The 14,660-nt window shown below is 37.5% G+C and carries 13 protein-coding genes; all 13 read right to left on the reverse strand.

All coding sequences use genetic code 11. The annotated features are described in order from the left end of the window. Positions 1 to 126: 126 nt before the first annotated feature. Positions 127 to 909 (reverse strand): hypothetical protein, encoded by a 783-nt coding sequence (locus tag ACXADT_RS22310; RefSeq protein WP_474834786.1) that lies wholly within the window; start codon positions 907 to 909, stop codon positions 127 to 129. Between the two features lie 21 nt (positions 910 to 930). Continuing rightward, positions 931 to 2,424, reverse strand: a complete 1,494-nt coding sequence (locus tag ACXADT_RS22315; protein WP_474834784.1) for a helicase-related protein — start codon at positions 2,422 to 2,424, stop codon at positions 931 to 933. Between the two features lie 155 nt (positions 2,425 to 2,579). Continuing rightward, entirely contained in the window at positions 2,580 to 4,415 is a 1,836-nt protein-coding gene (locus tag ACXADT_RS22320) for a reverse transcriptase/maturase family protein (RefSeq protein WP_474834782.1), read from the reverse strand. A 565-nt stretch (positions 4,416 to 4,980) separates the two neighbouring features. Then, a complete protein-coding gene (locus tag ACXADT_RS22325; protein WP_474834780.1) occupies positions 4,981 to 6,798 on the reverse strand; it encodes a hypothetical protein in 1,818 nt (605 codons plus the stop codon). Positions 6,799 to 6,915: 117 nt separating this feature from the next. Further along, positions 6,916 to 7,788, reverse strand: a complete 873-nt coding sequence (locus tag ACXADT_RS22330; protein ID WP_474834778.1) for an ArdC-like ssDNA-binding domain-containing protein — start codon at positions 7,786 to 7,788, stop codon at positions 6,916 to 6,918. A 1,285-nt stretch (positions 7,789 to 9,073) separates the two neighbouring features. Then, a complete protein-coding gene (locus ACXADT_RS22335; RefSeq protein ID WP_474834776.1) occupies positions 9,074 to 9,487 on the reverse strand; it encodes a MerR family transcriptional regulator in 414 nt (137 codons plus the stop codon). Positions 9,488 to 9,517: 30 nt separating this feature from the next. Next, positions 9,518 to 9,793, reverse strand: a complete 276-nt coding sequence (locus tag ACXADT_RS22340; RefSeq protein WP_305913979.1) for a thioredoxin family protein — start codon at positions 9,791 to 9,793, stop codon at positions 9,518 to 9,520. A 92-nt stretch (positions 9,794 to 9,885) separates the two neighbouring features. Beyond that, positions 9,886 to 10,509: a TVP38/TMEM64 family protein gene (locus ACXADT_RS22345; RefSeq protein WP_305914002.1), complete on the reverse strand. Its 624-nt coding sequence runs from the start codon at positions 10,507 to 10,509 to the stop codon at positions 9,886 to 9,888. Positions 10,510 to 10,614: 105 nt separating this feature from the next. Continuing rightward, a complete protein-coding gene (locus ACXADT_RS22350; RefSeq protein ID WP_474834774.1) occupies positions 10,615 to 11,214 on the reverse strand; it encodes a hypothetical protein in 600 nt (199 codons plus the stop codon). A 51-nt stretch (positions 11,215 to 11,265) separates the two neighbouring features. Then, the gene (locus tag ACXADT_RS22355; RefSeq protein WP_474834772.1) at positions 11,266 to 13,194 is read right to left on the reverse strand and encodes a copper resistance protein CopC; all 1,929 of its coding nucleotides are present in this window, start codon (positions 13,192 to 13,194) and stop codon (positions 11,266 to 11,268) included. A gap of 11 nt (positions 13,195 to 13,205) precedes the next feature. Then, positions 13,206 to 13,838, reverse strand: a complete 633-nt coding sequence (locus tag ACXADT_RS22360; RefSeq protein ID WP_474834770.1) for a class I SAM-dependent methyltransferase — start codon at positions 13,836 to 13,838, stop codon at positions 13,206 to 13,208. An 80-nt stretch (positions 13,839 to 13,918) separates the two neighbouring features. Then, positions 13,919 to 14,242 (reverse strand): hypothetical protein, encoded by a 324-nt coding sequence (locus ACXADT_RS22365; RefSeq protein ID WP_474834768.1) that lies wholly within the window; start codon positions 14,240 to 14,242, stop codon positions 13,919 to 13,921. 115 nt (positions 14,243 to 14,357) lie between these two features. Next, positions 14,358 to 14,564, reverse strand: a complete 207-nt coding sequence (locus ACXADT_RS22370) for an SHOCT domain-containing protein (RefSeq protein ID WP_194219683.1) — start codon at positions 14,562 to 14,564, stop codon at positions 14,358 to 14,360. Between the last annotated feature and the right edge of the window lie 96 nt (positions 14,565 to 14,660).

Below are 14,660 nucleotides of genomic sequence, written 5' to 3' on the forward strand. Positions count from 1 at the left end.
TAGACAAGCTTTATTCTTTTTAATCCAGTACTTATTGGGAAAGACCCCCATGCGAAACCTACAAAATAATTTGATGGCTTAGCGTGGGGGGCGACATGTGTCGCATCCCCTGCTATTTAACTAACTTTAAATTGCTTCTCTTAATTCGCTATATTCATATCTCTTTTCATCAGGTATAGAATAATCTTCAGAACAACCATTTTCCAATTTGACTACATGTTTTACATCGACTTTATTGCCCTGTTTATTAATATCTAGTGCCAAAAGATTTCCTTTAGAAATTTTATTGATATAACTATTTCCAACATTGATCCATAAGCGACTGCCATCAGTCACATGAATGAAGGTACCTTCAATCCCTACAACAAATGCAATCCATTGTTGCTCACCATCAAGATTATCCTTAATCTTGGTTGTAGAAATTGTACGATACTCTTCATCATTTGGGATAGCCATCCCTTCATTAATGTCGTCTATATGAAGAAGATCAGCTTCATCATAAACAGGCTCTATAAAATCCTGACCGTGAACAACGGGTGGGATATCTTCATCTGAGTATGTGAACATTTCTTCTTGTAATTCTTGACTTTCTGTTTCAGAAGAGTTAACTCCTAACTCACTTTGAAGTGTATCGAGAAAGTCGAGAGCTTCGTTATCAAGTTCAGATACTTCACGCTTCACTTTAACTGTTTCAACCTCTGTTGGCTCATTAGGATTACTCACCCCTAGGGATGGAGCGAGACTAATGTCAGCGTCCCGCTCCATCGTACAATCTTCTAAACTGAGCTCATCTACCATTAAGAAAAAGTCTATTTCATCTTGCATTCTGATTTCTAATAGCCTTTCGAAAATATACTGTTCCATTACTATATAGATGAATATATAAATCTCTGAAAGTGCAATAAACATTCCCTTTCCTCCTATTTAAGTTTAATCAAAAAGACTGAACCCTAGCTGTCCATCCACTGGCGCTGCCTTTACCTTCCGTTTCGATGTCGTTTGTTCTTCCTTCACTTCGAAGATGCTAGCATTATAGGATGTTCTCTTAGCGGAACGTCTTTCATGACTAACAAGGTGAGATAGAACCGCACCATCGCCCACGAGGCTTATTCCGAATGCATCAACCAAATCTACTTCCAAAACACCATTGTGAAAAACAAAGCCAGTGACTTCGCCTTTCTCTATATTGGAAACGATAGAGTCTGCTTTTCTAATAAGCACATTTCGTGTAGGTTCAGCAGTCACTTGCTGGCGGACCCAGCTAACGAACTGTGTTTGAAGGTTTGGTTGTTTCTTCTTACCAATCCCAGCTAAAATAGCTCTAGCTCGGTCAGAAGTTTCTGCTACCCATTCTTCAGTAGACCCTTTCAGCTTTTTGCCCTTTTTAATAGATTTGATCAACATGCTTTGCAGGTCACCATCATCCCCTAACATAGCGGATAATCCGTCTGAAGAAACATCTCCGTTGATCGCACTAGCTGCTTTATTTTTCATCGCAATCAATTCAGCCATCTGCTCTTGGTAAGAATCCTTGTATGCGAGATAGTACAACCTGCATTCTTGATCCTGACCAATGCGCCATGCTCTTCTTGATGCTTGATTGATCGTAAAGAGTGACCAGGAGAATTGATAGAAGATGAGCGTTGGCGTAACAAGCAAATCCAATCCAACTTTCACGAGCTCCTGAGAAACGATAATGACATCGTTACCCTCTTTCTCGATCTTTTTCTTCAACCATTCGCTTCGTTTATTCGTCTGCGTAGAGGAAGTATCAAGAATATCCACTTTAGCACCGATATCTTCTAATACTTTCTTTATACGCGGTCTCACATCTCTCCCAGCAACCGATGAACCGGTATCTCGAACGTAAATGATGCTCTTACGCCCTTCCGTCATTTCTCCTTTGATGATTTCCTGAAGCTTCTTCTCTTTGTTCAATAATCGATCTTGAGATAAATGGTCCGGCGTCCATATGACTTCTCGGTCGCCTTCATCATTTTTAAATAACACAGAAGGATAAGTGAACGGGTTGTCTGGATAAGCGATCCCTGTAGAAGTGAGCGGGAGATAAAGCTTATGACCATCGTCTCTACTATCGATTTCACTTTCGAACGTTGTAATCATCTTCTGGTATTCAGCCCTTAACTCGCTGTCCATGTCTACTAGAATTGTTGGTACATTAACGAGTTCGACTGGATCTGGCCACACATCCACTAAACGGACGAGTAACGTGTTTTGAACAAGGAACTTACCAAATACAAAAGGTGAAATACCTGGGAGAACTTTTTCCGTTCGTTTCGTTCCACCTCTACTTTGTTTATTGGAATACTCTCCACGATCATCAAAATCCACTGTTGTCGTTTCGATGTTCCCGAACTCTTCATTCCATTTTCTTACCTCTGAATACCTGTAACCGTTCTTCACCATTTCATGAGGGAAAAGGCGCCATAGAAGATAATAAACATCTTCTGCGAAGGATAAGCAGGCAGCGCCTTATCACATTTCTATGACAGGTTTCCACCTACTCTCCCCTAGAACCGTACGTGCAAGTCTCCAAGCATACGGCTCACTATTATCCTCTAGTTAAGTTGTCCTTTATGGAGTTTCATATGACAATCATTGCCTTGACCTCTCGCACATAATGCAAGTTGCTTACGATTACGTGCAATCATGATTAACTCCCACTTTTGAAGGTTTTTCTTCTTCTTCAAGTCTTTTAGTTTACGGACGTGATGCATTTCCAAATCGACATTTGAAGCACCACAGTATTGACATACTCTAGCTTTTAACCTGTCGATTGTGCTTGTCACTCCGCTATACTTCCAAGTGTTTGGTAGAGAGTCTACTGAAGAGTCTTTGCTGATTTTAGTATCTCTTTTGAAAGAGTCTATTAGCTGTCTTGATTTTGCACCCTTCTTTGTTTCATATTGAACAGTAAAGTTCCCATTGACGTTAAACTTGTCTATTACTTTCCGAACTGAAATTCTGTATTTTGCTGAGAATGTCTTGTACATACTGTATTCCATGATGTAAGCCATCTTGTTCAGTACGCTGACATTGTTCGCAAACTTATAGTAGTTATAGAAGCCACGTAATTCAGCATCGTAGATACTGAGAATTTCAAGATCATCATAATTGACTAGCTCTTGTCTATGGACAGTTCTCCAATTCTTACCTTCCATCTGTAAGGTTTTCTTCTCAAGAAGTTTATTAATCCATTTTTCCTTCGGAACGTAGAGTTTCACTTTTCCGTTATTATGTCTTTGGAGTTTGCCGTCTTTACCTCTTTTAGCTTGGTTGCTTTGACTTACTGTAATGTCAAAGCTGAGGAATCTAGCTTTCTCTTCATGACTATGGGTAATTAGTGTTTTCTCGTCGGATAGTTCAAGTTTTAATTCCTTTTGTAAGAAGACTTTAATATCTTCTTTAATCAGTTCAGCTTTTTGTTTACTTCCAATCACACCGACGATGAAATCATCAGCGTATCTGGTGTAATAAATTCTGCTAAAACTATTATCAAAAGGTTCTGTTGCGCTCATATTATTTCTTTGCTTGATTAGCTTTTTGAAGGCTTTCCTATGTTCCTTTTTCTCTATTTCAGTCAGTTGTTTCCATTCTTCATCAGACTTTTTCAATTTTGTAAGTTGCCATTCTAATGCTCTATATTCATGAGTTCTTTTGCGTCTTTTACCTGTGTTAAACTGTTCTGCATATTTTTCAATATAAGAGTCCAGCTCGTGCAGATAAATGTTGGCTAATAAAGGACTTATGATTCCACCTTGAGGAGTTCCACTATAGGTTTTGTGATAGACCCAATCTTCTAAATATCCTGCCTTGAGAAATTTCCAGATAAGTCGTATGAACTTCTCATCTTTAATTTTTCTTTTTAGAAGATTAATAAGGATGTGGTGGTCAATATTATCAAAGAACCCTTTTATATCACCTTCTACAAACCATTTAACTCCAGTGAAGTTCTTCTGAATTTGGGTAAGAGCAGTGTGACAACTATGATTTTGTCTGAAACCATGTGATGACTTTTTAAAGACAGGTTCATAGATTCCTTCAAGTAATCTCCGAGCAACTTCTTGAACTAACTTGTCGTCTACCGATGGAATACCAAGTGGTCTTTGACCTCCTGATTTTTTGGAGATGTATTCCCTTTTTGATGGATTAGGTTGGTAACTTTCATCTTTTAGCTGTTCAATAATATTGTTAATTCTCTCTATACTCATTCCATCGATCGTTTTACCATCCGAACCTTTTGTCATATTTCCTTCATTGCTGGCTACATGACTGTAAGCTTCAAGAAAGAAATCAACATTGTATAAATGACGGTAAATTCGATTAAATGTGAACTCTTGGTTTTTTATAGACTTCTTAACTAGATTGTCCATAACTACTTTTGGGATTTGCATAGTGTATTACACACCTTCCTAATTTTATTATTGGACAGGATAACCTGACCCCTTCGCCGTGTACTAGGCTTTCCCTAGCTCAGACTACTACGGGTTCTCCGTTGTCATATCAGATATTCAGACATCTAAGGTGTCATAGCCTAACGGCATTCTGACTTAGACAATCCTCGTTTAGTACATTTAGTAACATAGGAATGATTCAGTGTCGGATGCGACTTTCGCCATTTATCATTGACTTTGATTGGGTGACCACTAAGGTATGATCTTTAAGATGGAAAAGCGGTCTTAAAGATAGAAACTATTTGATGGCAAAGCGGTCAAATAGTATATGGTCAACAGACGTTTGTAACTATCTTCCGTCTATGTCTTCGCTAGGACCCCTCTGGCTATCGTTCACGCAGTATAGCATTCATCCTCATCTGTATCTTTTCATCTAGCCACGCAGTTGCACCCTGATAGTTAGGTGACTTATGACATTACCAACCATGCTGCTGTCCCCGTTATTGGTTTCCCTCACGAGTAAGGTTGTGATGATAGGTTTACTGATACCTCTACTCACCTACGGTTATCCTACTAACCGAATTACTAAATGCCCTTGCGAGCGCACTTTACCACCAAACAAAGTCCCTGTACCGCCCACCACTTTCTTAGATGCAGCGACTAGGCTACCTAACGAATTACCTTGGGCACTCATACCAGACTTTAATTCGTGTATTTCATCAACTAACGAAATATCGAAGAAGTTATTCATTTTTCTTCGGATATATTCAATCGTTGCGATTCTGCGTGGCTTTCCGGTTGCTTTCGGTATCTCTGTTTGATTGGATTGAAGATGTCGAACCAAGTTTGTATTCCCATCACTAGCTGCATGAGCAATTTTCTTTTCATGCTTACTCCATTCTTTAAAAGAAGAATAACGGTTCATTACTCTTTTGGTCCAGAAGCTACCTCCACATGCTTCACAAAATGCATTAGCGGGTTGCTTGGAATTGTGGAGACGTCGTGAATTACCAAACTCCCCATGTTTCATTGGACGAGTGATTGTTTCAGTGACCTCTTCACCATTTTCCTGCAACGATACGTTGGAAGATTCTTTTACTAAAACCAATTCACCGCAATCAGGACAATAGTATCCTTCTCGGTAGGCTTCGGTTCCTGTACGAACTTGCAACTCTGTCTTGATACGCTTATACTCTGGAACTGCTTCTAACGCACAATCCCCACGCATCGTGGTAAATGAGATGACAAAAAATGTAGGTCGCTTAGGTTTTGGTCTTCCTGCATTTGTCCATTTCACATGAAAATCAACCAATTGTTTTGTATGGCTGATCACATAGACTTCAGCTCCTGGAATGATTTCTTTAATTTCCTCTGGCCACTTCTTGGTTAGGGATGGTGGTACCATCACGCAAGCAAAGAAACCGCTCTTTTGTTTTCGTTGATAAAAGCCATCTGCTAGAGCAACAAGCATCGACGTTTTTCCAGTCGACATCTCGCCCTGTATAATCAAACTCTTTTGATTCTCAAGACGTTTTGCAACAGCGGTTGCTACGTGACCTTGTACTGGGAACAAAGGTCTTTTATAAGAATCAAACTGTTCAAGTACCTCATCCTCCATTGGGTTATGGGTGGGCTGAACCTGGTCCGACACCTTGTCCACCATCTGGTCAACAAAATCTCCCATGTAACTTGTGAGGTCATTGGTTTCCTCAAGCGCTTTACCAGAACCGTTTTGCGGGAAGGTTAAAACACCTTCAGCAATAAGCTCTGATATAAGGTTATCTGCCTGTTCTTCCTCTAAAGTGAGCTTATGAAGAGCAAACCCTTCCTTAAAAAGCCCTGAATCGCGATAAAAATCGACCTCTTCAAGAAAACCGCGCTGCTTTAGTTCTTCATACACTCGTTCCTTCCAGGAAGGTAAGATATGTAGACCATATTTTCCTCCACCAAATATTTGCCTGATGTCTTCAGCTGGATCTCCCTCAAACGAGAGAACATAGTCGTTATCTCCAAGGAGGTCGTTATGCACCATAGCCAAAGCTTTTCTATTCTGGTTAATGGTAATCGGAAACTTTTCATAAGCTCCTTTTTCAGCAACCATCTGAAATTCTCGGCTAAAGTCATAACTTGCTAATCCCTTAACACCATGACCGAAATATAACCCGCTACTTCCAATATCAAATGCTGCTTTAATCGATTGGAGAGTGGAATCATTTCCAGAGATGATTGCCATTAATACTTTGGGCAGCTGACCTTCTCTATTCGGTTCTTCTAACGCCAGTGCATAACAAAAGGCATCTTGCCAGCTCTGATCCAGATATACTTCCAACATCTTCGGTTGTTCATTCGTTTCTTCAATTTCATTCCAATCAATGGCGCTCATATAACTCCCTAATCAAAAGGAAGGTGAATGAGCATCACCTATCCTTAAGATAGGGAACACCTCCCTTGTTAAGTTTATTTTATAGAACACTTGTTCTTATTTCTATTTCTTTTTTCTCTAAGCAGGAACAGATTCTGATTTCGCTGCTTTCTCTTTTTCTTCCAGCTCTTCAAATTCTTCAATGATTTTCTTTGCTGTGTCGCAAATCTGAGAGCCGTATTCTAGTAATTTCTCTTGGTCACCATTCGCCCATGATTTCAAATAGCGGAAGGAATAGTCTGAAGTGTCGAGGTTAAAGTACGAACAGATGATAAATGCTGTTCCTTCAGCGACGACTTCTTTTTCCATGCTAGAAGATTTCAAGTCAAAGCGATGAACTTTTGAATGAACCAATTCATGTACCAAGGTTTTGCACCTGTGGTTAATGGACACCTTGTCTGACACCACAATACGGTGCTCAGATGGAACGTAGTACCCGTAAGCATCATCTGCGTTTCCATAGTGAATTGGACAATCATCCTTCTCAGCAATCGTTTCAGCCCAACCAATGATTTGGCGGGCTTCCTTACAATCACCCTCTAATTCAATTTTGATACGGTCTATAGGTAGTGGATCACCTTCGGTTTGTGATACATCAAATACCGGTACAGGGATGAATCCAGTTAGCCTATCCTTATCATCTTCCTCATCCTTCTTAAATCGAGGAGCTAAAATGCGTAAGCTCTTAGATCCTTTCTTCACTTTCCTACCTAGCTTGTTCCAATGCTTAAAAGAAGCTAGAAATCTCGCTTCTGGCAGTTGAGCTCTAGCAAGGATTAAGTTCCGAAACGAATAAGAAGGCATGATTGCCTTCATTTCCAAATAAGCCTTAAATTCTTCTGGATTATACGAAAATTCAGCAACACCAGCCTCCAACTTCTCATTAAGCTCCTCGATCCTCTCTTCTCTTGTTTTCTCACCCATTTTTGTCTTCCAGCGTTTTTTCTTCACTAGAAACACCCTTTCAAAAAGTTTTATCTATATAAAAAACGAGAACGACAGACTCCTCGCAGGAATCTTTCATTCTCGTTTGACCATGCACAAAGATATATATGAAGAAAAAAAATAACCTTTGAGTTTAATAGATAAATAAGCACACAGAGAGCGCTCAATTCTATAACCCAAAGGTTAGTGTCTTTTTTATAGTTACCGCTAATCCTAAAATGGATCGCACAAAAATTAAAATAAAATCAATATAGGGGTATTATACCTTTGATATTGGAATTCTACAAGGAATTTTAAGGTCGTCTTGAATTGGGTATTCTATAGTTGTGTTTTCTCCAATTCGTAATATATCAACTTCGTATTTCATTACGTTGTAATTCATAACCCTTTTAATACATCGGGTCAAATAATTTTACCGCCCCTGGTCAAAACATTTTAGTAGTCCCCCTCAATTCATTTTACTACCCCCCGTCAATTCATTTGCCCGGAGAACACCGATTCCGGGTACTAAAATGATTTTACCACCCCCCTCAAATGATTTGACCGGGTTTTTATCCATATATTAGGTAAAACACCCCCCTCAAATGATTTGACTACCCCCGTCAATTCATTTGAGCACCCATAAAAAGATTTGACTAGGTCTTATAGTGGACAATTGTGGATAGGTGAAGTTTGATTCAAGTTTCTGGTATGTAATAGAAAGAGCATCTATATTACTCTCAAAATGGACCGAACACTTTTTATGAGGAATTAAAATCACGCTTCGATTAAATGGAGAGGAATTAATAAAACAGGAAACTAAAAAATTATATTATTTTAAGTAGAGTTACTTTACTCTATAAAAAAGGAGCTAATCCGTATTCATGGATTAGCTCTGAAATAATTGGAAGTCGTCGAATTAAAACCTGCCGAATGATTTAATGGCCTACTCACCTACCATACCGTCCTTATCAGCATCGTGCATATAGGGGTATAACCAATGTTATATTTAGGTTAGAGGACTTTAACGCTTGGTATTAAAAGAACCACACATATTATACATATATATAATGTGATAGGTCTTTTTTGATCTCATCTTCAACTAACGCTTCGAGTTTACAGAAGACTCGGATTCAAGATAATACACATAGATTCATACAATAATGCATTACCTACAATGTGATATATATTACTTATTTTTCTGTAACAAGTCTAACTTTTGTTCAAAGCAATCTAATTATTTTTTTTGTTTTCCTTTTAAATGTGCTCAATTAACAACCCGTTACGTGATGATTAGTAACGGGTTGTTAGATTATTTCAGTGATTCACTTTCTATTATCTTGCATATATTACCTTCATTATGATTTACAACGACTTCTAACTGCTCATATCGGTCAATTAGTTGGGACCTGAAATCTTCAAGCTTCTGGATACGGTTAATTACATCTCGAATATAGTGTTCCAGTAAGCTTTTCAGATGTTCGCACGGACGTATATTATTGGAACTAAGATTGATTAACTCCTTAATATCATCTAATGATAGACCGAATTGCTTTGCCTGTAAAATAAAGCGGAGCTTACTTTCGTCTTCATTAGAATAGATACGATACTTTGACTCTGTTCGCTTTGGAGGATTAATTAAGCCTATTCGTTCATAGTACCTTATTGATTGAGTAGTAATATTAAATTTCTTACTTAAATCTCCAATTAATAGGCCATCACGCAAAAGAATCACTCCCTTAAATAATTAACAGTCTTAGCCCTGACCAATTCCTGCTTTCTCCAGTACTTCACGAGTTATGCGTTGTTGCTGCTGACAACAATCTATAAGCTTTCCATCAACCACTACTGCTGGAACTCGAGTAATCCCATATTCTTTTGCTTTTTCCAGACCTGCTTTCTCTTTACTTGTTTCATTTAAATTATAGTAAGAAATAGAACATTGATCACAGCTTAACTCTTTCACCAAACTTACGGTTTCATCACACATTGGACAGCCTGCAATAAAAACCTCTACATTTCTTTTTCCCATTTCATAACACCTCCAGTAGATTTACCATAAGTATAAACCTTATACTAAACTACAAGGTCAAGAGGTTAATTTAAAATCATATTGAACAAGGGTCAGCCCCTACTTCTTCTGCTGTATTTCGCCAATGAACCTTTCTTATAAATTTTAATTAAAACGATACTAACGATCAAAACGAATAAAATGATGAGCCCCCAATTCGTTTGTAGCGAGTTTATATACAACCAGCCCATCACCATCATCGGCGGAATGATTCCCAAAGCTGTAGACCACGTGAACTGCCAAAAAGTAATGGATACTAATCCTGCCCCGTAATTGAGTAAATTAAATGAAAATAAAGGAATTAAACGTAATATAAACAAACCGAACGTTCCATTCTTTTGAAACCACCGATCAAACTTTTCGTGCTTTTCTATGGAAACAAATTTTTCTACTAATGGCTTTCCAAATAAACGAGCTAAATAAAAAGATAAATAGGCACCAAGCATTGAGCCAATCCAAGTATATATGAGTCCTAATGCAAAACCATAAATATAGATATTTGCAAACAAAATGATTTCTGAAGGAACAAAAACGACGCTGTGTAAAACCATTAAAAAGATAGCGAAAAGTGGACCCCAAAAGCCTAATGATCTCATGTAAGTTTTCAGACTTTCAACGGCATCAGTTGAAAAGAGAATGGGAATTATCTCTCTAAATGATGGAACCATCCATACCATCAAAAAGAAAACCACGAGTCCTACCACAACAACCGAACGGATATGTTTTATACAATCACTTCCTTTTTTTAAAAAATTGTTTATTCTTTTCGCTAGAAAAGAAACTTATTTTTTATTTCTTCTTTTGTACTTTATAAAGTCATAAACCATGTAGACGGTGGCGACGATTATCAATATCGTATTAATGGTTTGAAATTCTTTTCCGTAGTAGTTAGGATTCCAATAAGAAACGGGACCTTTTATCACAAAGTCACTGATTGGATAGAAAATCGGTGTAGCGTCTGTCACATGCGTCAGTAAATCTGTAATAATATGACCTACCCATCCAAATAAGAGCGCATGTAACCGGGTTAACTTTAGACCTTTTCTCCATACAACCCCACCGTATACAATTCCCCAGATAATGAGTGAGTGTCCCGTTTTTCGGAGCATATCTACTACTGGATTATTGAACATTTCAAGAATAAAATCGTGCAATTGATTCACTGATTTACTAGATGAATCCATTTCGAATCCAGACATGACTAACTGAAATAAGTCTGTGAATAACTGAATGTTCAGAATTCCTTTTTCAATGGCAAGGAAGAAGAACATAATGAAATAAATCACATCTGGCCCAACAGCACCTAACACAAACCATTTCACTAAGTTCTTTTTTTTTCGAAAAACAAAGTATGTCCAAAATCCATGGTGAATGGTATTCAATTTTTATGACCTCGTTTCTGGGTCTTTTAAGACCTCATTCATTTATTCAAATCATGACTCATTAAAGCGTGTTTCACCCGGAACTACAATTCTATAAGGAATTTGTATTTCCTTTCCGTTTGTCAACTCAACCGAAATGTCCATCTTTAACGTCCCTGCTGCATGTAGTAAATTACCTGTTAGCTTATAGGTTCTGTCATCAACTGCAAACGCTTTTCTTTCTACTTTCCAGTTAGGAGGCATACTAAGAACAACAGAAACGTTGCGAATAGTTGAATCCTCTTGGAACTGTAAGGTCATGGTATTTTGTCCAACATGAAACGGCGTAACCTCTACATCGAGAGCTAAGTCTTCTTTAACATTCTTCTCAAGATAGACCCCTTGCTCACCGGCACCAGGATTGGTTGCGACTAACGAAGCTGCAAAAAAGAGAGTGATAATTCCAAAAAACACCTCAGCTCTTGTTCTTACAAAGAAAGAATGATCAAATTTTGAAATCAGATTCAGGATCGTTTTTCGCTGAACATATCCTATCACTACCAGGATAATAAATAATGTTGTTTTTATAACAAGAGCTCTTCCCCACTCACTTACGAACAGACTCCCTAATGAAAAAGAAGGAAGAAATTGAAAGGTCATCGCGATTCCTGAAAAGATGATCACTACGACACTTAATAAAGCCCATTTTGTAAAGGGCACTCCAGCAGTTTTTATCCATTCTATATTTTTAATGCTTTTAGGTTTTAACAATAATGCCAAAAGACCTCCCATCCAAATTGCAACGGATAGCACATGAAGATAGGAAATAGCCATTGTTACATAACCACCATATCTTGGATAAGAGGCATGTCCGATGACAAATGGCAACATTAATAATGTTAGTCCAAATAAAAATAGCCTTATCTTTTTGATTAAAAAACCAAAAGAAAGTAAAAGAAATTGAACAATAGGAATCCAAGTGAACTTTAGTTGAATGAATTCGACTATGGATAACTCAGGTAACTCTGTCCTTTGATAAATCACCATTAAAGTGATACCTAAAGCACTAACTATAAAAAGTAAGATATTTAACGTTAAGGACTGATAATGCCAAAACTTATTTTTAGTCACCACAGTATGAAACCAGTTAAAGCCGAATAACAGTGATAAACCAATAAAAATAAACCAATATGCTATTTGTTTTAATTCAAAAGTAAAATCAAGTATTGACCATATGAGGCCTCTATCTTCTAATCCTGCGCCTTGACTTAAGGAAGAAAACTCATCGACTGCAAAATAAAAAGCGCCCTGTTTATTGTTAGAGAATATCTGCTTGTCTACTTCAGACGGAGAGGCATACCAGGTAACCTGGTATGTTCCTTGATCAAGTTCTTCTGAAAATGGAATAATGATATGGGAAGGATCTTCGGAATTAGCCATTGAAATTTTCGTTTTAATTACTTCTTGTTGGTCATTAAAAAGTCCGAATGCGGACACTTCTGCAGGATGATTAAACCATAATTCCAATTGGTCTGGGGACCCCTTAATGATTTCCCCATCTCTAATACTTGATCTTATTAGTTTGAAATCCATGTCTTTTTCTACTGAAGCCCTTTTCTGGATAAAAAAATTGAATTCTTCTTTAATCGAATATCCATCTAATGCTAAGACGTTTATCCTGACAATATATTTTCCAGGCTCTAGTTTACTTTCTAAAGCAACATTGATATTTCCAGCATCTTGTGAGCTAAGTTTGGTTTCTTTTATTTGAACCTCGGATCCGGTTCCATCAATGATCTTAACCGATTCTGAATGTAAAATAACAGGATCTTGAAACGTAATCTCTATTACTGAAGGTGATACTTCCAATACCTCTCCATTTTTGGGAGACGTTTTTTCTAACGAAGAGTGTGCATCCACTATGGATGAATCAACAATAAGTAAGAAAAATGCTATTACAAGCAAAGGTACTACTTTAATAAGTTTTATCCTGTGACTCACTGGAACACTTCTCATAATTGTTCATGACCATTCTTACGATTGCTATCAGTATCTTTTCTATTCACACCTTCTATGACCAAAAAAAGGCCCTTATAGTAAGATTCTACTCTCACAACTTCTATATTGGATGCTTTCAGTAATTCCAACGTATTGCGATTTAGATGACATCCATCACAAACTCGCTTCCATACTGGGGTCAAAATATCTTGTGTTTTCCCCAACAATGATTGATTCATTTTGACATGTTCAAATAGCAGTATAGTAGAATTAGGTCTACAAACACGTTGGATTTCATCAATCGCTTTTTGAGGGTCCGGAATGGTGCAGAAAACAAGTGTCGCTACAGCAGTATCAAACGTGTTATTTTCAAAAGGTAATATCTCAGCATTGCCATTGGTCATGTGTATAGGAACCTTTGATTGTTTCAACCTTTTTATAGCTCGTTTCTTCATCGAGGGATTTGGTTCAATTGCATCTACTCTTGTTACTTTATGATAAAGTGGGAAATTCACTCCAGTTCCAGACCCAACCTCTAACACTCTTCCTGTTGCCCTATTGATTAGAGTTGCTCTAATTTTCCTAAACCTAACTTTCTCTAAAGGAGCCATAGCACAATCGTATAGCATTGGACCCCATTTCTTCATAACTCATCGCTCCCAACTGAACTGTTAATCCTCACAAAAATAGTTAAGGCCTCTAAACGAGGCCTTAACAAGATCGTGTATTACTTTGAAGTATTACTTTTTTCTACGTTGCCTTCTTGAGATTCCATAAAGTTACCACAAGCCTCTATCATTTTCTCTCTCTGAGGAGAATTCATAGCATTCATCATGCTAGACATGTTTCCATTTTCCATCATTTTCGTCATTCCGTTACCATTCATCATGTTCATCATACCGTTTCCATCCATATTGCCCATCATGTTATTGCCATTTGCTGAGAAACCCACTCCATTATCCTCAGCTCCTTCTGCAAATGCAGCTTGTCCGACTACTAAAAGTGCGGCTAGTGCAAAAGAAAATATAAATGACCCTTTTTTTAGTCTCATCATCTTCACTCCTTTTATTTGATAATCCTAAGTCTACTCTTTAAATTTGTTGAATTTGTGAAGATGGCTAACAGTATGTTATTTCTTACAACCGACATAAAGCACTCATAATAATTTAATCTCTACTCTTTAAAATGGCCCTTTTATCATTGTATTCTTTTTCATCTATTTCTCCTTTAGCTAAACGATCCTTTAATATTTGGAGAGAATGATCTTCCTTTTTATCAAAAGGCTTTCTAACTAGTACTGTGATTCCATATATGATAAAACCTAGAATAACTATCCATAAAAGCATGCTAATTACACCCCAACCCATCATCATATTTTCCACTCCTTAATTGATATTATGAAACGACACTAACACAAGTCACATAAAGGATTTAATTCTCATTTCGGTATTGCTTCCATATCATATAGA

The sequence above is a fragment of the Anaerobacillus sp. ABR4_321 genome, from assembly GCF_056158505.1.